The organism is Candidatus Gillettellia adelgis, from assembly GCA_020541285.1.
GTDB classification, from domain to species: Bacteria; Pseudomonadota; Gammaproteobacteria; order Enterobacterales; family Enterobacteriaceae; genus Gillettellia; species Gillettellia adelgis.
The window spans coordinates 634,614-657,740 of record CP047043.1 but is presented as its reverse complement, the minus strand read 5'-3'; the positions used below and the strand labels follow the sequence as shown (position 1 = coordinate 657,740).

Genomic DNA, 23,127 nt, shown 5'->3' with positions numbered 1-23,127 from the left:
GCAGTCAATATACTCAGAGTATAACACCTAAATTACATAGTTGTACTGTGTGTTATCTGCAAACACACGCGTTACAAAAATATGACTAAGCTGGATAAGCCTATAAATTAGAGCTTAACATACACTCTCGCAATAACAGTCAGCAACGGCGCTAACAGCGATATGCGTACTACCTTTATTTTTAACTCTCATCTAAGTAGACAAAATATATCATGAGTTAACTAACAAGGTGATAAAAACTAATGCTCATTAGTTATATAGTGTCAATTTTAAAATATAAACGCGCAACACTAGAATACATAACAAGCTTCAAGCTACTTGATCCTCACCTCGGTATGTACATAGTAAAAATCTATCAGCTAGTCAGTTAGGTCTCATTACCGCATAATATAACACTACATGCTGCACATAACTATTAGGATAATCAGTTGATAATGTGGTACGTTAAAAATTTATAAACATAACATATAGTAACGATACATTAATCCTATTTTATCGAAGTAATATAAACTATAATTAAACTATATCAGTTGTAATATAGCATTATAATCCCCGTGTACATTGTAAGTTTAATACACATGCCTCATAACAACTACCTCGTGAATATTTAACTAATATCACTATTATTATCGCACTACATTTAATGAACAATCGACCCCATGATGTATTTAAAGCGACTTATTCCTTGAGTAATAACCATAGCTCTATCAGTTACACATAAATATTAATATCCTACATCAGCGTCTTTTTTACTACAATACTAACTAAAAGCACTATTAATGGTTATTAGCTAACTTATTAATAAATACTAAAGGAAAATAATCACGCCAAAACGCTTTGCTCATAGTTCTTTTTATACTAGCGATGATTTTTTAAGTACCTGAGTATCGTCTTGTTTTTCCATAACCCACTGTCAGTAGATTTCTAAGACATATGATTGATAAAGTAATTGAGTAAATATTGCAGATTTAAGCTGCAAAAGATTTTACATTCTGGAATACTAACTTTAAATGCATGATGCATAAAATAATACTGTCAGGAAATCGACTACCTCTATACCTCTTAAGTGTTATTTTAATCACTTCTAATGTCAACTTCCGTTGCTAAAAATTCACAACAATCACAAGCAGTCTTCTGATTTCTGAGTTTCGGTTACTGTAAGATAGAAAGATCTGCTACTCGTAAGAAAAGTATACGTAACTTATTCAGCAGTGTTAGGCGATTAATACGTACAGTCTTATTTTCATCCATTACTATTACATTTTTAAAAAAAATATCTATCGGCTCGCATAGAGTAGTTAACTCAATGAACACATCCTGATAATTACTAGCAGCAAAATACGACTCTAGTTTATTAGATAGCAATGTTAAGTGGTTTACAAGTTGGATTTCTTCGGATTTCTGCAGTACTGAGAGGTTTATATTGTCGTTCAGTATTTCACGAGACTGAGAAAGGATGTTAGAGATGCGTTTATTAGCTGCGACTAGCGACGTCGCTTCTTTTAATGTGCGAAAATGACTAATAGCCTTAATGCGAGCATTAACATCGGCCAGTTTAGTTGGTCGGCACGCTAACACAGACTGAATAACGTCTACTTCGTAGCCTTTTTCCTGATACCACGCACGGAATCGACCCAACATAAATTCTACTACCTTATCAACCGTCTTCACATTAGTAAGCTTACTGTCATAGAGGTATATAGCCTCTTCGATGAGAGCGTGCAAATCAAGTGGTAGATTTTTTTCGACGATAATACGCAGCACACCCAGTGCAGCACGGCGTAGGGCAAACGGATCTTTATCACTTTTTGGATGTTTCCCGATCCCAAAAATACCGACAAGGGTATCTATTTTTTCAGCAATCGCTAATGCACATGAAACCCGCGACTGCGGCAAACTATCGTAGGCGAGACGTGGCTGATACTGTTCACTGAGCGCAATAGCGACATTATCTATCTCACCATCACGACGTGCATAGTGCATACCCATTATGCCTTGAATCTCAGTGAACTCAAATACCATATTGGTCATCAAATCACATTTTGAAAGCAGACCTGCACGAGCAGCATGTTTAATATTGGCACCAATCTTGCTCGCAATCCAGCTAGACAGTGATTGAATACGATTAGTTTTATCACGTAGGGTGCCTAGTTGTTTTTGGAACAGCACAGTTTCTAAGCGCGGCAACCAATCTTCTAGGTGTTGCTTGCAGTCAGTGTTAAAGAAAAATTCCGCATCGGCCAGACGTGAACGAACTACTTTTTCATTACCAACAATAATTTGCTGTAGGTCTTTTGATTCGATGTTAGCTACGAACATAAAATTCGGGAGCAATTGACCTTTTTCCCCATATACTGGGAAACACTTTTGGTTGTTTTGCATTGTATGCACTAGCGCCTCCGCTGGTACTGCTAGGAATTTTTTTTCAAACTTAGCCACTAACACTACTGGCCATTCCACGAGAGAGACAACTTCTTCTAACAGAGGTTCACTAAGATTGACGGTACCTCCAATTTTCTTTGCTTCTCGTTCGAGATTGCGTTTGATTAGTGCCTTACGTGCTTCGTAATCAGCTATCACTTTACCGCGTTCCAGAAGGATTTTTGGATAATCATTAGCATCCTGAAGTATGAACTCAGCTTCACCCATAAAGCGGTGACCACGCACGGTGCGCGCGGATTCCACTCCTAGTACAACACCAGCGATTAACTCAGAAGCTAAAAGTAACGTCACAGTATGCACTGGACGTACGAACTGCACTGCTGAATCACTCCAGCGCATTAGTTTTGGAGTGGATAATTTAGAGAGTGCGATATTCACCATATCAAGCAAAAGTTTCTGTACAGGCTGTCCTTTTATATTAGAGTAATATAATAAATATTCGCCTTTATTGGTAACAAAGCGCTTTGCCTGATCAAGAGAAATATTGCAAGATCGAGCCCAGCCTTCCGCTGCTCTGCTAGGATTACCTTGGGAGTCGAACGCTTGACTGACCGCTGGGCCATATTTTTTAATGATATGATCAGGCTGTACGGTGCTTAAGTTAATGACTTTTAGTGCTAGACGGCGCGGTGTAGCAAACCAACTCACCACACCATGTTTAAGATTCGCGTTTGCCAGCTCGCTGGTAAAGTTGGATGCAAAGGATTCGGATAACGCACGCAAATCCTTAGGTGGTAGCTCTTCTGTGCCAATTTCTACTAGGAACGTTTGTTGGGTCATAGCCTATCTCTGCTCTGGGTACTCATTTTGCACATCGGGAAACCCAGCGCTTTGCGAGAAGCATAGTAGGCTACTGCAACAGACACAGTAAGTGCGCGAATACGTAAAATATAGTGCTGACGCTCAGTTACTGATATTGCTTTGCGGGCATCTAGTAAATTAAAGGTATGGGCTGCTTTTAGAATGCGTTCATACGCAGGCAACGGTAACGCTTTTTCCAGTGCCAGAAGCGACTGTGCTTCTTTTTCATACTGATCAAAACAAGAAAATAAAAACCCTACATCAGCATAAGTAAAGTTATAAGTAGATTGTTCTATTTCATTTTGATAAAAGATGTCGCCGTAGGTAATTATTCCATGTAAACCATTACTCCACACTAAATCATAAACGCTATCTACACCCTGGATATACATCATTAAACGTTCCAATCCATAAGTAATCTCAGCAGTAATTGGTCTGCACTCCAAACCACCAATTTTCTGAAAATAAGTGAACTGAGTTACTTCCATACCATTTAACCATACTTCCCACCCCAAACCCCAAGCACCAAGAGTTGGGTTTTCCCAATTATCTTCTACAAAACGAATATCATGTACAGTGAGATCCAGCCCCAGTGCTTTCATGGAGTTCAGGTACATCTCTTGAATATTCGTTGGAGAGGGCTTTATTACCACTTGACACTGGTAGTAATGCTGCAGGCGATTCGGGTTTTTACCGTATCGACCGTCAGTGGGGCGACGAGAAGGTTGCACATACACAGTAGCCATAGGTTCTGGGCCTAGCGCCCATAAACAAGTCATTGGGTGTGAGGTTCCTGCGCCGACTTCCATATCTAACGGTTGAATAATGGTAAAACCTTGAGATACCCAATAATCTTGTAGTATTAAAATTACATCTTGAAAGGTCTTGGTATCAAGCTTTTTCATTTTTAAATTTTCGTGCAATATAAGTTAATATAAATCAGATTTTCCACTGTATTTATTAACTATAAGATGTACAGAAGACACTAAATATAGATATAAAAAACCTAGCAGTGACTAGCCTTACATACTATGATGCATTTATCGTACCCACTGCTTATTAATGCTTTGCTACTAATACTTTTAACTGGTTATACTATAAGGAACGTGAGTATCAAAAAACATCCAGAACTAGGTCGTATACTAAATATCAGCGATGGCATTGATTAATACCTAAAATTATGCTAAAAAGTGACAAAATACAAATAAACGCTGTACTTAAAAACACTGTAAATATATTAAATGTTCATCAGAAAGCATATAGCGCCAAACATTATTACATTTTACCTAAGAATCTTTAGATTAATTAAGGATAATGCAATAATACTTATACGATAGTTAGGATAAGTAATGCATGCGCGCAATTATTTACTGTTGAACATTACATGTGATATAGAAATAGTTGATTCATGATTACATTATACGCATGAATCCGTCATGTACACCACTAATATTAGTGAATCAGAAAAAATCTCTAGGTGATAACCTTTATCTCAAATCGTTCAAAGGTCGTTAATCTTGCATAAATCTTGTACAACGTATACTAGAATTTTAAAGAAGTAGATAAAACTTCTTAAACAAACGACACAGACTCAAAAAAATATACCGAGTGCATATTTTAGATTCATGTAAATCTTTTTGTTAGTTGATACACACAATGTGATACCTAGTTATACTACTGCGCTATATTTTTAATATTTATAATAATAATTATTATTAATCATATAAATGGGCGGATAATTTTTTTCTTGAACTTATTGCTTTTATATAACGCCATAAGCGCACTCTAACGTGTCACCGGCCAATATAACAACGCTACAGTCTGAGTGCTATTACAATCTATACGTGCGGGTTTTAAGTAAAATTTTAATTACCCATCCAACTAATAAACCGTTAGCAACTGTAAATTACTAGGGTATACACTAATCAACATACACACATAAGTAATGAGTATATTACAACCCCAATATTCTTAATCGTTAACTTACAACTATATAATAAACCTAAATTTATTAAAGTACTGTGACTATAATCTAGGCGCGTAAATTCTGAGCTTACATGATAATACTGTTACACTTTTATTTATACATACACAAGATAAGAGATATCAGTCTCATAAAGTCAGAACTAATAGTGAAACATTCTACATATAGGGTGAAACTTTCAAAAAAACTTAATTCTAATATGCTAACGAGATATATGGATCGATATACTTATGTCTGTTTCGTATACTCGCTCTTTTAAGAGCAGTGATTGTTCATTAATATCATCAGGTAGATGATATTAATGAACGTCTTTTCTATTATAACATCTATAATACAAGAGAATATAATCACATAAAGCAGTTCTTCTTGACATTGCAAGATTGTAACTCCGACGTCATTGCTGAGTTCTTGGTTGTCACAAATCTTCCATTTATAGACACACCAGTAAAAACTTAAATAATAGCATACTCATATCAAATAAAGGAAGCTGTTCTTTTAACTATTTAAGGGAGTAACGATAATCAAATCTATTTATTATTACACAGATAATATGCTTCTAAATAAGCAGTTGTATTATAAAATGAATTCATGAATATCACAATATGACATCCGACTGTTCTATTGAACGCCATTCATACTATGCAAACAAAATTGTACTTATAAAAACATAGATGATATCAGATACAACACTGAATCAACGCTCTTCAAACCCTACAAACATTCACAAGGCTTCGGAACATAAAGTGATACCGACATAATAATTTAATGAAATAATGCTTTAGTAGATGCAAAATAGCAAGCAGTACTAATGACTGACTATTAATGCTTTATTACAAAAAAAAGACCATGGCCACTAACGTTGATACATCACACAATTAGATCTATATGGATATATAGAGCTTTCCAATCAAACACGTGAGAGCAAATACAGAATGAACCACACACACCATGTAATGAGTATCGCCTAAGTACTATAAAAAGCGCTGTATCAAGTATCTCGAGCGAGCAATAAACAATATAAAAAATTATGTGATCATCGAGACTAAAATATTTTCATTTTTTCTAAAATACAGCAAAGAAGGTAACACTTATATATTACCCCTCTACTGATTTACCATGATATTATTCTTTTGCAATATGAGTAATTAGATCTAAAACCTTGTGGGAGTAACCAGTTTCGTTATCATACCATGAAATTAGTTTCACAAAATTATTATTCAATGAAATACCAGCTTTTGCGTCAAATACAGATGTTAGGATTTCTCCGTTAAAATCAGTAGAAACCACCTCGTCTTCAGTATAGCCTACCACACCTTTCATTGAACCCTCAGCAGCAGCTTTAACAACTTCCTTAATTTCTTTATAAGTAGCCGATTTTTTCAAATGAACAGTTAGATCAACTACTGATACATTTGTCGTTGGAACACGAAATGACATGCCAGTTAACTTGCCGCTTAACTCTGGTAAAACTACACCTACCGCCTTAGCAGCACCGGTAGAAGACGGGATAATATTTTGGGAAGCACTACGGCCACCTCGCCAATCTTTAGCGGAGGGACTATCAACAGTTTTTTGAGTGGCAGTCGTTGCATGTACAGTAGTCATGAGTCCTTCAAGAATACCAAAGCTGTCATTGATTACTTTAGCTAGTGGAGCTAAACAATTGGTAGTACAAGAAGCATTAGAAACAATATGCTGACCGGCATACTTTTCAAAATTAGCACCACGAACAAACATTGGTGTCGCATCTTTAGATGGTGCCGTAAGTACAACTTTCTTAGCGCCTGCAATAATATGCCTACGTGCGGTTTCATTAGTAAGGAAAATACCAGTCGCTTCAGCTATGACGTCAGCACCTACCTCGTTCCACTTGAGATTAGCTGGGTCTTTTTCTGAAGTAATACGAATAATCTTACCATTGACAACTAAATGCTTATCTATAACTTCTATGGCAGCATTAAATCGACCATGAGTCGAATCATACTCCAGCATGTAAGCCATATATTCTGCGTCAAGCAGATCATTAATTGCAACAATTTCAATGTCAGAGCGTTCTTGAGCAGCTCGAAAAATAATACGACCAATACGCCCAAAGCCATTAATTCCTACTTTAATAGTCATTATGCCACCAGATTTTATTAGTGAATAAAAATTAACTGTAAAATTATAACAACCTGACTCCACGTCAAACAGAATCGTGTCTATCAATATAGAATCCCAAACTCTACATCTAAAGGTAGAGTTTTTCACATTCATTACTCGTTCTATTAAGTGGTTGTGTAATACATAATATTACCATCAAACTTCTGTATAGTTATACAACAAGTGATATCTGTATTAGATATCCTTGCTAACCGAAGTTACTTATTGTATAACTTATCTATATTAATAAAACTTTTTTTAAAATTAAGTTTTTACAAAGTTCAAGTACTGTATATATGAATTTCGGTTATATTTTGCCACTCTACTGATATCCTCTTATTATATAGAGCGCGCTAACTGTATGTTTACAGTGATGATAATTTTTCTGATTTATAATTCATTGCACTCGTATCATAATTAAGATAATTTAAACGCATTAGTTATCATCAAACGGCTCTATTATATACATATAATTCTATTTTTGCCTAGAGAGAAAAATCAACATTCTACCTCTTTAACGCCTATACAAGATAAAATTTTTTATACGAATTCTTTCGTAGATGCTAAAAAACTTGAACTCCAACTGAATTACATAATCTCATTGCTTTTGTTGTACTTTCCTGCATCAACATCTCAGTGAGTAGTTACATAATAGCCAACTAAAATCTCAAGATAGGAGCGTCAAAAATGCTGCACGTACAATAAAACTGCAAAATTTATTTAAAACCTCATAACTAATCTTTCATTAATCACATAACGTAGTATTAAGCGCGTGCATGAATAGTGAAGTGTGCGATGCATTATTTTATATATCAGTATATTCGATATGCTTGCAGATGTAGCAGCTTAATAAACTAACGGTCCTCCGCTAATACTTTAAAAACACGATTATATCTTGAAGTATTTTCAGTATACCCCAAACAATATGAGTATCAAAAAACAAATATACTAAAACTCATGCATATTTAGTCAGAAAGTAATTGGAATACATGAGATAAGCAAACGAATATTCCCATTAAATATAGGGCTATATATATTGCACGATCATCAGGAGATTTAACGATGTCATTTGAAATATTTGAAAAACTAGAAGCAAAAGTTCAACAGGCAATTGACATGATTACTTTGTTGCACATGGAGATCGAAGAACTAAAAGAAAAAAATTTCGCTTTAACGCAGGAAGTGCATATAGCGTCCGCTAACCATGAATCTTTACTTAGGGATAATAAAAAACTGCAAGAAGAGCAGCTTATATGGCAAGATCGTCTGCGCGCCCTTCTTGGAAAGATAGAAAAAGTTTAATTATTAATACCTATACAATAGGCAATTCTCTTCATGACACTTCATTCTAATAAAACATCTAGTAATAAATTACATTTATCAACATTAACAAAAAAATTTAATAATTTTATTATTACATAATAACTATACGAAGTCGGAGATATCTATATTGTAGAAAAATTTAGATTACTTATTTATCAAAAGGATTTGCTGATAATTTTGAAGATACTTGTTTTACATGTGATAGCCCTAGTCATAACCATACTAGGTAAGCTTGCTGGTAAACAAAAATTAACACTCCAACTTACATGTTTTTGTCCTATAATTGCTAAGATAGAAAGAATGTAATAGCATAACATTTATTCTTTTACCGTTAAAATTTAGATATATAACATAAATGCTGATCTGACTTACTTAAAAGTGTTGGCCACGCATAAAACAATCTACTCAGCCCTTCAATGATAGTGACGACAACTCTAAAATGCTTATTATAAATAAGCACTGTAGAAAAGCATAAACTTTAAAAATTATTAATTAATTAATACTTTGTTTAAGTACACCAGCCATTATCCCACCGAATAATATTATTATATATCTGTTACCTTACCATAAAGATTATTCCATACCTATAATATAACATTTTAGTTATAAAAAGCATGTAGTATTCTGCATCAATACCCCGGGATTGTGAAAGACATTTATAGAATTCAAAGAAAACTAAAAAAGAAGCACAAGAATAAAAGAAACTTTCTTATCTATTAACATTCCTTATGAAACACAAACAATATAACTGACATATAACTTAATACTAACCAGTAACATTTAAAGATAAAATAATAGTTATACTTTCCGAAATATTAGAAACACATAAACTTCAATAATATAGCTAACACAGTGACAAAATAGAATTTACTCAACTACAATAGTATCACTTATTTCATAAAGAAAAGTAAACTCTATCATGAATAGAGGAGATTTTTACTATAAAGAACTCATGGAAGACTCAACGATGACACTATATATTCCGCTTGACTCTTTACCTGATTACGACCTGAATTCGATCACTAAGTCGTAGAAAATAGCATATCAAAATATACTCAACAATCGCTATTTCACTTTATGAAGTATACATACCAGTAACAGTATCTTACTTTTTATGAAGTATATATCATCAGAATGAACTAACCGAAAAAGCTATCGCACGATTCATGCTTGCGTCTAAGCACTGAAATAACACTCAGAGTTAATTAGATGTGATCTATTATAGATGTGTGTCATGTATATGTATATCTCAGAAAGATACTCTTAGAACTACCAGTAAATTAGAAACTAATGTTCTAACTTTATTATAGGTCCAAAGGATAAAATTAAGAATAACATTCATGAATTCTCAGTAATTTATGCTACATCTTCTTAAACATGAAAATTAAAAGGATCAGAGGACTTACCCAGAGTTTACTCTTACATGTTTAATTTTAGTTTTTAAGTAATTAAAATGTAAAATTACAAGTATTTTCAGTAATACTGTTTTCTATTTTAAACTATATCGCACATGCTGGAAACCCTTGCATATAAGTTGTCATTAACGATTCAACACGCTGATCAACTAAAGCATCACAAATAGTAAAACAACAATGTAAATATTACTCTTCGCAGGATAATTGTAAGGCATATCATCACAATATGCTCATGAGCTCTTCTGAGGTCGTTTGATAACCGTAGTAACTAAGTACAGAGATTGTCAGTAATACATCATAGCTAGCAAATCATTAATACAAAATTAAATACCTAGGAAATGCGCGGTATTATAAGTAGCGAAGATATACTTAATACTGTGCATGATAATATTTTACTCTCTGATTCCTAACTCCTTATCTAAAAGGAAGGATTATCAATAATACATATAAATTATCTTACTATAATTCAATAAACCATAATAATATTATTAACTTGTTTAATGAGCATCGATGAAAAACAACCTAAAATCGATATTTAATCAAACAGAGATTGACGTGGCATTTTAATGCTACTTAGCTTACTGAGCATATCATAGGATATGTAACAAAAATTTAATAGAATATTCTTATAAAAATATGTAATATTAACAAGTCGAAAAAGAAAAACATCTCCTATACATTAGGTGATTTTTAATTCCATGGTTTAAAGAGCTAATAATCAAAATTAGTCACTGAGCATTAATTTTCTTGAGGCTATCTCTATTGAGATGTAGGTACTGGTGTGTATATTCTACGCGTCTCACTGGCAATGCATAATGCAATTTACGCTGCAACTATGATATTCAAGTAAAAACTACAATGCGGTATATTCTGCATAATAAAGTAGCATTAATTCTACTAGATCATCATCGAGAGTGTGAACTATTGGTTTATTAAGCAAAAAATTAGCTTATGCCTTGCAAGATCGAGAGTGGGTACTATAGAAGCGAACTGTTAGTTCGAGTGCGCTGAAGACGAACGAGATTGTACTTTATGTACAGATATGCTAAAATTGCTGCGAGTGTATGCAGTACATTGGCTAACATATAAACCCTACAAGATTAACATCTTCACTTAGGCTACTATTAAAATCATTACCATAGACTATTAAGCACAGTTAGTATAATTCCAAAGCATGTATATTCCTTTTCTAGGAAGGCCACTAAAATAAGAAATCTTCTAGATTAGCAATAAAACCGTTATAAAGGTAAATACCTATACTATGTTATATAAAATAATTAATAGCTTAAAAAGCGCTATATTTATAGCCATCAAATACTAGTAATTTATCAGTTGTATCCTTGAACTTCTAGAAATGTAGCAGATTTACACACAGCTATCATATTCTTATTGCCAGATAGAGTGATAATATCATATGCTGCATATTACGTCAAGTATACATTGAAATTTTGGATAACGTCGTATGTGTATACTTACATATAATAGATATATAATGAAAAACGTTTATCACAGTATGGTAAATGATAATCTCAAGAATCTAAAGTGATTATACGAAAGTTCTAAAGAGAGTTTATCACTATACTTACGAGTATCCTTTGTATCACAATAGCTTGTTCGTATTTTTACGAGACAGTACTATATTATCATAATGAGCATTAAAATTCTCTATGAGAGTCAAGTAATTAGTGTACTCTCTAATCATAAATTATATAATCTAAAAAGAATGCAATGATGTACAAGCTATCCCTGTTGATCTTTAAAAGCTAATACCCTTATATTATTTCTACTGTATTTCACCTTGATACACTTTAGCTGTATTAATGGACAAGAAAAATGAAGCCATAACTTACTAAAGTTGACTATAAGAATTCAAAAGTTACCGTCTCTGCACGTAATACAGACTATATAGTTATTATACTGTTTTACGAGTGATGCTAGTATGCTATAGTGTGTATCATAAGATTGCTTGATAAATTACGAAGTTCCTCTACACTATATTTTGTATATAACTCAATATCTATACTAAAGGGGGTTAAGTATAACAAATTATCTAGCGTATACTCTATAAATAAAATCAAGCAACTAATAGTCATTTATGACACCGAATGATAACAAAAAAATAAGACTGCCTGATTGCTTCAAAAAATTTATTTAAATACAAAACATGAAATAGACATATGCCTTGATATCTTTCGGTAAAATCTTAAACCTAGACACTGGTACGAATCATTTTATTCTAACTATTACACGCGTATTGAACCTGAATGATCTAGCTGGCAAAGAATCTGCTACCTTAAAACTCTCAAAAGTAAAAGCGTCTATTTTATTGCAATTAATAATAACTAACACAATGGAAAGATGTCAATAATTATGCTAAAAGCAATACTAATTATTAATAATACTTTGAATGTTAAGCGTAGACTGCAAAATACACACTGAAATCTTAAGTAATTACCTATTACTAAGCGCAATAGGTAGAATCATAAAATCTCTTATAAGTTATATAATTCTATATGTATCGCTTTTTAAGCATTAGCACTAATCATGTAACATAGTCTTTTTAAAAGACAAAAATTGTAACTTACTTATTTTGTACCACCCACTTACCGTCTACATAAAAGGCAAACCAACCAGTAGTTTTTCCGTCTTTCTCTGAGGTGATATATTGCTGTTTAGTCTTACGACTAAACCGCACTAACGTTTTATTTCCTACATTATCAATTACTGGTGCATCTGCTAAATAACGCAATCTTCCATATAGACGCTCTTTAAACTGCGCTAATTCTTCGACTAGAGGGGCTCTAGTTTCTCGAGATTTAGGAAACGTATTAGCCGCAAAGAATACCCCAGACTTTCCTTCACGTAAAATAAAGTACGCATTAGACGTCTTGCAAGGAAGCTCTGGAAACGAGATGGGATCTTCTTTTTCAGGTGCAATATCACCACTCCGGAGAACCTTGCGGGTATTTTTGCAATGCTCATTTGTACAAGCGATATACTTACCAAAACGACCAATTTTTAGATGCATTGTAGATCTGCATTTGTTACATTGAACGATTCGGCCATCACAACCTTTTACGCAAAATTCTCCTTCTTCAATCTCATACCCATCACAAATTGGGTTATTACCACAAATAATCAACTTACGCTGATTATCCATAAGATACTCGTCCATCGCTGTACCACATTTTTGACAACGGCTGCGAGCACGTAATGCGTTAGTTTCAGCTGCATCCCCTTCTAAAATATTTAGCGCCTCTACTGTCGGCACTAAGTTTATCGTAGTCTTACAGCGTTCTTTTGATGGTAGTGCATAACGAGAACACCCAAGAAAAACTCCAGTACTAGCAGTTTTAATGCCCATTTTATGACCACAAGTTGGACAATTAATGTTAATCCTTACCATTTGGTTTGGACGCATACCACCTTCTTCTGGAACTTTCTCTGCTATTTTCAATTGTTGGCTGAAATCAGCGAAAAATTCATCTAGCACAACTTTCCATTCAGTATGATTATTGGCAATCTGGTCTAACTGGTCTTCCATACAAGCAGTAAAATCATAGTTCATTAATCCGTAGAAGTTTTCTGCTAGCCGATCAGTTACAATCTCGCCCATTTTCTCTGCGTAGAAGCGGTGACTATTAACTCGTACATAACCACGATCCTGAATGGTCGAAATAATCGAGGCATAGGTTGACGGACGCCCAATACCGCGTTTTTCTAATTCTTTTACTAATGAAGCTTCAGTATAACGCACTGGCGGTTTAGTAAAGTGCTGATTCAAAATCAATTGCTGCAATTCTAATGAGCTGTTGATTTCAATAAACGGAAGAACATAATCTTCATCACCCTTGCGCGCAGAAGGTATTATCTTTGTCCAACCATCAAAGCGCAACATACGACCTGTAGCTCGTAGCTGATAATTTCCCGCATTTACTGATAATGTAGTAGAATCATATTCTGCTGGAGTCATCTGACAGGCAATAAACTGTCGCCATATTAGCTCATATAGCTTCTTTGTATCTGTTGTCATATCTTCTAGTTGCGCAGCAAGAATATAAATGTCCGAAGGACGGATAGCCTCATGCGCTTCTTGTGAATTTTCTTTGTTGCTATACTGATTCGATACGTTTGGTAAATACTGAATTCCAAAATTATTACCGATATAATGACGTGCTATAGTTAGTGCATTTTGACTGATATTAGTCGAGTCAGTACGCATATAAGTAATATAGCCCGATTCATATAATTTCTGAGCTATCATCATAGTTTTTTTTACACCAAAACCAAGACGTGTGCTGGCCACTTGCTGTAAAGTAGAAGTGATGAACGGTGCCCATGGCTTACTGCTGATTTTTTTATTTTTACGATCACAAACAATATAAGATGATTTTTTTAACAATTTTGTAGTAGCATGTATTTTTTGATAAGTGACTGGTTTGAATGGTTTATCATTCATATGCATTACTTTCATTCGCAGTGTAATATTATCATTAGTCAAGAGATCAGCATACAATTCCCAATATTCTGCGGGCACAAACGCTTTAATTTCACGCTCACGTTCTACCACTAATCGGACAGCTACTGACTGCACTCGTCCGGCAGATAAACCGCGAGCAATTTTCTTCCATAGCAATGGCGAGACCATATAGCCTACTATACGATCCATAAAACGACGTGCCTGTTGTGCATTAACACGGTTAATGTCTAAATTAACAGGCTGTTTAAATGCCTGATTAATTGCATTTTTAGTAATTTCATTAAACACTACACGACTGAAGCGTCTGTTATCGCCACCAATGACTTCCCGAAGGTGCCAAGCAATTGCTTCCCCTTCACGATCCAAATCTGTAGCGAGATAAATATGCTCGGCTTTTTCTGCTAATAATTTTAACTCTAATGCTACTTGTTCTTTGCCCGGTAAGATTTCATAATGCGCTCTCCATCCGTGATAGGGATCCACCCCCATACGATTAACCAGCGCTATCTTTTTATCTTGTTTAACTTTCTTATTGACCTGATCTATACTTACATTACGACTTTTTTTGTTAGCTACGCCATTAATCGGTAAATCACGGATATGGCCAATACTAGATTTTACTATGTACTTATTCCCTAAGTACTTATTAATAGTTTTGGCTTTTGCCGGGGACTCAACTATCACAAGAGCTTTACCCATATTTATCTTTACCTAATTTATAGCTTTTAGCTATATTTAATTAACCTGAAGATACATGGGCTAAAAGCACGAGGGGCTTAATTAATAGTCCATCTGATGTAAAAGAGTGAAATATGCAGTATGATAAGTATATAAGAAAATACTTAATCTTGAGATACTACAATATCAGTCTCGATTTTTATGTTAACGTCGTGCAAGAAGCAATCAATATATTTATCTTATAACTGATTCATATGACTTAAAATGATACAATCTTATTGCTAACCTAGCATTCCACATAAAATATTATAACAAATTGAATTATTTCATTTATACTCGATTCATGGAAAATTTTATGCTGAAATTTCAGGAAATTCTCATCAATCTTATGCGATAATCTTGCACGAAATTCTAGTAATATGTTATAAAAGAATAGTGTATTTCTAAAAAATACCTTTAACCAAGTGATCGTATTGATCGCGGGTCACTTGTTGATCTATTATATTCTATAATTTTTCTATTGCATCTGGATTTTAGTTATCGAAAAAAGGAATCATTTTATTAATTTGTATCACAAAATCATTTGAGTTCAGTATACATATAATATTTTAGGTAAATACGATTACCGCTACTTTTACCCCTTATATCTTTTCTCGGCATATAAGTTACATATATATTACTTATGTTTTTATGTATAATAAACATTACATAAAATAGGACAGACTGAGTATCCTGAAACTATTCTTTTTAGTTTGTAGGGGTTACATGTATGTCTTGTATGCCGATTTATACTCTTTGTAGCAGTAAACTAAATGTTTTTTATATCTAAAGTAATTAGAGTAAAATTATATAGTTATATACAAAAAGATATAGTAGTACTCACTATTGAGTCATACATTCAACCATGTGTAATATAATTACCAAATATCATGCCTTGGATACTTAACAAGTATGTGGTCGACATTAACTTCGCTTCACGACTAAGCCTTTATTTTAGGCGATAGTCTTATGAAATTAAGACTGAAATATTCATTAATATGTCAATGCTAAAAAACTTTTCTAAGAATAAAATATGTAGTCATGCTATTACGTAATTATCGCTTAGACAAAAAAATGACTGTATATTTGTTATATCTTCTTTTATTTCTCAGTAATTAGTAACATAATTATGAGTGTAGAGTAGATTTTCTAGTATAAAAATCATGCGTGTTTAATTAGTAAAGGTGTGCAAGTCTCCCGGATTACTATGTTACAATCATGTAACACTAAAGTATAAGCTAACAAGACAGCCACTTAGTTAGATAATAGGCAGGACAGTTCTAATGAGTATTAAAACGTTATATGCACCAAATAGATTTAAGAAGCCCTTGATTATAATTAATCAAGGTGCATTTATTCTATAAATTATGATCTGCTGTAACCAGCATCAGTTAACCACTACATACAACTATCTTTGAAATACCTACAACAAAGTTGTAGGCTATGTCTAAATAGCAGTAAATTAGATTTTTAGGTTTATATTTAGCATAAACTACTCACTATTTTAGTGATTACTTAATCAGCTAATTCACCAAAGAAATTTTTTACACTATCGAAAAAACTCTTTGAACGAGGGCTGTTTTTATCACCAGAGGGGCTGTTAAAACTAGTTTCTAATTCTTTAAATAACTTTTTTTGTCTGTCATTCAACTTAACTGGTGTTTCTACAACTATACGACAGAGTAACTCTCCTTGACTTCCATCACGTACTGATCTAATACCCTGATCACGTAGGCGGAATACTTTAGCAGTCTGGGTTTCTGCAGGTATTTTCAGTTTCACCCGACCATTTAGCGTCGGAACTTCAATCTCACCGCCTAACGCTGCCATAGCAAAATTTATTGGTACTTCACAATGTAAGTTATTACCTTCACGCTCAAAGATTGGATGAGCCTGTAATTGCACTTGAACATATAGATCACCCGGGGGAGCGCCATGCTCGCCTGCTTCTCCTTCACCAGTTAGGCGAATACGATCACCAGTATCTACACCGGATGGAATTTTTACTGACAGCGTTTTAGATTTTTTTACTCGTCCATGACCCTGGCATTTATTGCAAGGATCGCTTATAATCTGCCCTCTTCCATGGCAGTGCGGACAGGTTTGCTGCACACTAAAGAAACCTTGACGCATCTGTACCTGCCCCTGTCCATGACAGGTAGGACATGTTGTCGGCGACTTACCGGGTTTTATTCCATTACCGTGACATATATTACATTCTTCCAGAGTTGGAATACGGATCTCTTTAGTCACACCACGCACTGCTTCTTCAAGAGACAGAACGATATTATAGCGCAAATCTATACCACGTGCAGCACGTTGACGACGACTCCCACCGAAGATATCACCAAATACGTCGCCAAAAATGTCGCTAAAATCTGCGCCATTTCCCTCTTCCATACGGTTTTGTTCAAAAGCTGCATCTCCATATTTATCATAAGCAGCGCGCTTTTGGTCGTTCGTCAATATTTCATAAGCTTCCTTAATTTGCTTAAATAAGATCTCAGCGCCTTTGTCTTGATTACGATCAGGATGATATTTCATTGCTAGGCGTTTATACGCTTTTTTTATTTCACGCTCATCTGCCGTTTTGCTAACACCAAGAATCTCATAATAGTCTTTCTTAGCCATTATCTTTTTGCCCTGAACATACATGCACGTACATAGAGTTACCTTGACGTTTATACTAAATTTTCCAGTAACGAATTCCTACCATTCTTTATTTACTTAAGGGTGATTGTTTTTATCTTTAACCTCTTCGAACTCTGCATCAACGACATCGTCATCTGTCTGAGTTGCATTATTAGTGCTGTTATTAGACGGCGCCATAGCCAATAATTTCTCAGACATTTGCATTAAAGCTTGAGTTTTTAGTGTTATCTGCTCTTTATTTTCACCTTTTGATGCTACTTCTAAGTCTTGCAGCGCTTTTTCGATAGCTGTTTTGTCTTCTACCGACAGTTTTTCTGTGATTTCTCTAAGCTGCTTACGGGTACTGTGTACTAAGTAATCTGCTTGGTTACGAGTCTGTATAAGTTCTTCGAATTTGCAGTCAGATTCCGCATTTAATTCGGCATCACGAACCATTTTTTGAATTTCATTTTCATTTAGCCCCGAAGAAGCTTTAATAGTAATCTTCTGCTCACGCCCAGTATTCTTGTCTTTAGCAGAAACATGCAGAATACCATCAGCATCAATATCGAAAGTCACTTCAATCTTAGGCATACCACGTGGTGCCGCCTGAATACCATCTAAATTGAACTGCCCGAGAGATTTATTATCGCTAGCGCGCTTACGTTCACCTTGCAGTACATGTATAGTCACCGCAGATTGGTTGTCTTCAGCAGTTGAGAACACCTGACTATGCTTAGCTGGGATAGTAGTATTTTTACTAATTAGAGGTGTCATCACACTACCCATAGTTTCTATGCCTAGAGATAGTGGCGTAACATCTAATAACAATACATCCTTTACATCGCCTGCTAAAACACCCGCTTGTACCGCAGCGCCTACCGCAACTGCTTCGTCAGGATTAACATCTTTGCGTGGTTCTTTGTTGAAAAAGTTAGCTACTTTCTTTTGCACCATAGGCATACGAGTCTGTCCACCAACTAGGATGACATCCTGAATATCAGAGACAGATAAATTCGCGTCTTTTAATGCCACTTTTAAAGGTTCAATAGAACGTGTCACTAAATCTTCAACGAGTGACTCGATTTTTGCGCGGGTCACTTTTATATTGATATGTTTTGGTCCAGTTGCATCTGCAGTAATGTATGGCAGATTAACATCAGTTTGCTGTGTGGAAGATAACTCAATCTTTGCTTTTTCTGCAGCTTCTTTAAGGCGCTGCATCGCAAGCGGATCATTACGTAAATCAATACCTTGTTCTTTTTTAGATTCTTCTACCAAATAATTAATTAGACGACTATCGAAATCTTCACCGCCCAGATGAGTGTCACCGTTAGTTGCTAGAACTTCAAAAGTTTTTTCTCCGTCAACATCATCTATTTCGATGATAGATATATCAAACGTACCACCACCTAAATCATAAACTGCAATTGTACGGTTTCCAACTTCTTTATCTAAGCCGTACGCTAGAGCAGCAGCGGTAGGTTCATTGATAATACGCTTTACTTCTAGGCCAGCGATACGACCAGCATCCTTCGTTGCTTGACGTTGTGCATCATTAAAATAAGCAGGTACGGTAATTACCGCTTCAGTTACTGCTTCACCGAGATAATCTTCAGCTGTTTTCTTCATTTTTTTTAATATTTCAGCAGAGATCTGCGGTGGTGCCATTTTTTGGTTTTTCACTTCTAACCAAGCATCGCCATTGTCAGCTTTAATAATTTTATATGGCATAATACTTTTATCGCGCTGCGCCTCTTCATCTTGGAAGCGGCGACCAATTAGACGCTTGATTGCAAAAAGGGTATTTTTCGGGTTAGTAACAGCCTGACGCTTAGCTGGTTGACCAACCAGAATTTCACCATCCTGAGTATACGCAATGACAGAAGGAGTGGTTCGGTCACCCTCAGCGTTTTCCAGCACGCGTGCCTTCGCACCATCCATGATTGCTACACAAGAGTTGGTTGTACCTAAGTCGATACCAATAATTTTTCCCATCTAAACGTCTCCACTAAAATAATAACTAATTAAGTTGCTAATCTATTTCCGCCATATTTTAAGTTGTCTATCTAGTAAATTGTCTCGTTAACCTGACTGATTAACTACTATATGATCTTTAAAGTTTTCTGCATTGCCACTGTATTACAACTCAAATTATTTAGGGGTATCTATGTAGGCAGTGTTACTGTTTTAACTACTCAATATATAGATTTACCTGTAGTCAGCAACTACGATTAAAAATAACATGGGGCCATCTAACGCAGCATCAAGGGGAAAGGCCAAAAAATTCTTTTTTTTATTATCATACAAACTTAAGATACATTAAGATATAATTAAAAATCTAATAAAAAGACCGAGAAAATAAAAGTATTATGCCTATTTCTATTGCAGTTTTAAATCAATTAACTATATATCCTAATTCACTCAAGTTATAATTGAATAACAACACAACAACTTACAAGCAACGCACACTAGTAAGTAATGAGAAAATCATAGAAAACTAAGAGACATACAAAATACAATGTTCAAGCATGACACTATTCAATCTCTTGCATATTATATAAATTTAACGCTAAATCAATCAGCGCTATTATTTAATAAAAAATTATATAAAACTACGAATACTCGTTAACCACTACAAATTCTTATCCCAATGTAAGCGCCACAACTGCTCTTTCCTTAAGACTCTACCTTCTTCACAGATAAATATATTTAATGCAGCAATTAGTTGATCATTATAATAAATAAGAGGAGTACGTTTACGCAGCCAAGGAGGAATACTAAGTTCTTGCCATAACTTTTTCATTGGTCTCGCATAAGTGCGCCCGACGATACGAACGTAACCCCGCGCGCAAAAACGGATGCTAACTTTCTCTTCAGGCTTTGGAGGACGGAGACAGATATCTCCTGTATCGCTAATTAGTATGCCCAATCCATCAGGTAATATTAAAGGTGCTATTCGCGACCAATTTAGACGAATATTATGTAAACTTGCCATTAGTGATAGTAAATACAACCGACCACGGAAACGACGGATTTGATATGACCCCAACTGCAAACGAGGTGTAGCATCTGCACGACTGAGTATCACTTCATCCCATAAACGCTGCAATTGAAGATATGAAGGCAGAGTGACATTATAGCGTGAAATCCAGTGTCGTAATAATAAAAAACGGCATGCTTCTGAATATCTAAAAAGACTTTTGACCTCTAGAGAATTATCTGGCGCCAATAAAGCATCCAATTTCTCAGCTGAGAGCTCCTCTAATAATTGTTCTTGTACTGCACATAAGTGAGCGCTACGGGCGACCGCCGATGCAAAATGAGGCCAGCGTTGCTTTAATAATGGCAGCACATTTCTCCGCAGAAAGTTACGGTCAAAACGAGTATCTTGATTGCTGTCGTCATTTATCCAAAATAGATTGTGTTGTTGCGCATACGCTTCAAGCTGTATGCGAGCACAAGAAAGCAGTGGTCGCAATAGGACATAATTATTTACACTACTATACATTGACATCGATGAGAGCCCAGCTGGGCCACTACCACGTTTAAGCGCTAATAAAAAGGTTTCACTTTGATCATCAAGATGTTGCGCAGTAACAAGGACTTCTCGGGCTTTTAATGTTTTAGCAAAAACAGTATAACGTGCTGTACGGGCTGCTGCCTCTATGCCACCGCAACGCAAATCTACCTGAACGTATTGTATTGTTAGTGGCACCTGCCACGCAACGCATTGCTTCTGGCAAGAATTCGCCCAGGCGTCAGAAGACGCATGCAAACCATGATGAATATATATTGCTCTAAGTTGAAGTTCTGGGTGCTGATGGCGTAACTGCACCAACAAGTGCAACAAAACTGTCGAATCTAGTCCACCACTAAATGCTAGGAGCAATTGTCTGTGCATACCTAGTTCATTCAATACATGGGTTATTAATTGATCAGACTTCATGGGTCACATACATCACTTGTAGTTTTATAAATACTTAGCACTGAAAATGCTAGCTTTTAATACAAACACATAATAATAAATTGTATACTCTAAGAAAATAATTAATGATCAAGGAGGCACATGTATTATATTACATAAATAATTAATCCTATTCTGGAATAACTTTTTGATACTTACTGTTGACTTAATAACTAGTCAGAGACACCTAATGAATGTTTAATAAAATAAAAACCGGGCAATATCTCTAATAAAATGTTATTAATAAATATATTTAACAGTAGCCATAATTCATTAGTCTTTGATAACGCCGATCGAGCAGCTTATCATGACTTAAACTGTCTAAATCTTTTAGGTCCGTTAATAACTGTGCTTTTAGTGAAGCAGCCATCGCTGACACATCTCGATATGCAGAACCTAGCGGTTCTGGTATTATGGTATCAATTAACTGCAAGTTTTTTAAACGAACTGCTGTAATACCCATTGCTTCTGCAGCCAACGGTGCCTTGTCAACGTTCCTCCAAAGGATCGATGCACAACCTTCTGGAGAAATTACTGAGTACGTACTATACTGTAACATATTCACCTTATCGCCAACACCAATTGCCAAGGCGCCGCCAGAACCGCCTTCTCCCGATTACCGTACAAATTACCGGTACCGTTAAACGTGACATATCACGCAAATTGTGTGCAATCGCTTCAGATTGGCCGCGTTCCTCAGCACCTACACCTGGATAAGCACCTGGTGTATCAATAAAAGTAATAATTGATAGTTTAAATCGAGCAGCCATTTTCATAAGACGAAGCGCTTTGCGGTAACCTTCAGGTGCTGGCATACCAAAATTACGGCGAATTTTTTCTTTAGTTTCGCGACCTTTCTGATGACCAATAATCATTACTGGTCGGCTATCAAGGCGTGCAATACCGCCAACAATAGCTTTATCATCGCCGCAGGTACGGTCGCCTGCTAGCTCTATAAAATCCTGAAAGATGTATTTTATGTAATCTAGAGTATAAGGACGGTGTGGATGGCGTGCCAGTCTAGCAATTTGCCAAGCATCAAGGTTGGTGAAGATCTTACGTGTTAATTCAACGCTTTTTTCACGTAAATGTTGAATCTCTTCAGCTATATGCATATCGCATTTTTCATCTTGACGACGGATAGCTGTCAATAAGTTAATTTTCGCCTCTAATTCTGCAATTGGTTGCTCAAAATCAAGAAAATGCAGACCCATAAGATTCCTAT

At 35.2% G+C, this 23,127-nt stretch carries 8 protein-coding genes and 1 pseudogene; 1 reads left to right on the top strand and 8 read right to left on the bottom strand.

Annotated features, from left to right (window positions below; genetic code table 11):
• Nucleotides 1–1,152 precede the first annotated feature (1,152 nt).
• The 3 genes from glyS to gapA form a co-directional block, all read right to left on the bottom strand.
• On the bottom strand, nucleotides 1,153–3,222 hold the full coding sequence (gene glyS / locus GIY03_RS01405) for a glycine--tRNA ligase subunit beta (protein ID WP_457913931.1): 2,070 nt from the start codon (nucleotides 3,220–3,222) through the stop codon (nucleotides 1,153–1,155).
• Nucleotides 3,219–4,148, bottom strand: coding sequence for a glycine--tRNA ligase subunit alpha (gene glyQ, locus GIY03_RS01400; RefSeq protein WP_457913930.1), 930 nt, complete (start codon nucleotides 4,146–4,148; stop codon nucleotides 3,219–3,221). Before glyQ ends, glyS begins: the two co-directional genes overlap by 4 nt.
• Before the next feature lie 2,201 nt (nucleotides 4,149–6,349).
• On the bottom strand, nucleotides 6,350–7,348 hold the full coding sequence (gapA, locus tag GIY03_RS01395) for a glyceraldehyde-3-phosphate dehydrogenase (RefSeq protein WP_457913929.1): 999 nt from the start codon (nucleotides 7,346–7,348) through the stop codon (nucleotides 6,350–6,352).
• Nucleotides 7,349–8,431: 1,083 nt separating this feature from the next.
• Here gapA and zapB point away from each other — a divergent pair.
• Nucleotides 8,432–8,671: a cell division protein ZapB gene (gene zapB, locus GIY03_RS01390; RefSeq protein WP_457913928.1), complete on the top strand. Its 240-nt coding sequence runs from the start codon at nucleotides 8,432–8,434 to the stop codon at nucleotides 8,669–8,671.
• 4,017 nt (nucleotides 8,672–12,688) lie between these two features.
• Here the strand turns inward: zapB and topA are convergent.
• The 5 genes and pseudogenes from topA to accA all read right to left on the bottom strand — a co-directional run bounded on the left by topA (nucleotide 12,689) and on the right by accA (nucleotide 23,116).
• Entirely contained in the window at nucleotides 12,689–15,286 is a 2,598-nt protein-coding gene (gene topA, locus GIY03_RS01385) for a type I DNA topoisomerase (protein WP_457913927.1), read from the bottom strand.
• A gap of 1,533 nt (nucleotides 15,287–16,819) precedes the next feature.
• Nucleotides 16,820–17,935, bottom strand: coding sequence for a molecular chaperone DnaJ (gene dnaJ / locus GIY03_RS01380; RefSeq protein WP_457913926.1), 1,116 nt, complete (start codon nucleotides 17,933–17,935; stop codon nucleotides 16,820–16,822).
• A gap of 96 nt (nucleotides 17,936–18,031) precedes the next feature.
• Entirely contained in the window at nucleotides 18,032–19,933 is a 1,902-nt protein-coding gene (gene dnaK, locus GIY03_RS01375) for a molecular chaperone DnaK (RefSeq protein WP_457913925.1), read from the bottom strand.
• A 637-nt stretch (nucleotides 19,934–20,570) separates the two neighbouring features.
• Nucleotides 20,571–21,884 (bottom strand): tRNA lysidine(34) synthetase TilS, encoded by a 1,314-nt coding sequence (tilS, locus tag GIY03_RS01370; protein WP_457913924.1) that lies wholly within the window; start codon nucleotides 21,882–21,884, stop codon nucleotides 20,571–20,573.
• Nucleotides 21,885–22,155: 271 nt separating this feature from the next.
• Nucleotides 22,156–23,116: pseudogene (gene accA, locus GIY03_RS01365) on the bottom strand (acetyl-CoA carboxylase carboxyl transferase subunit alpha).
• Between the last annotated feature and the right edge of the window lie 11 nt (nucleotides 23,117–23,127).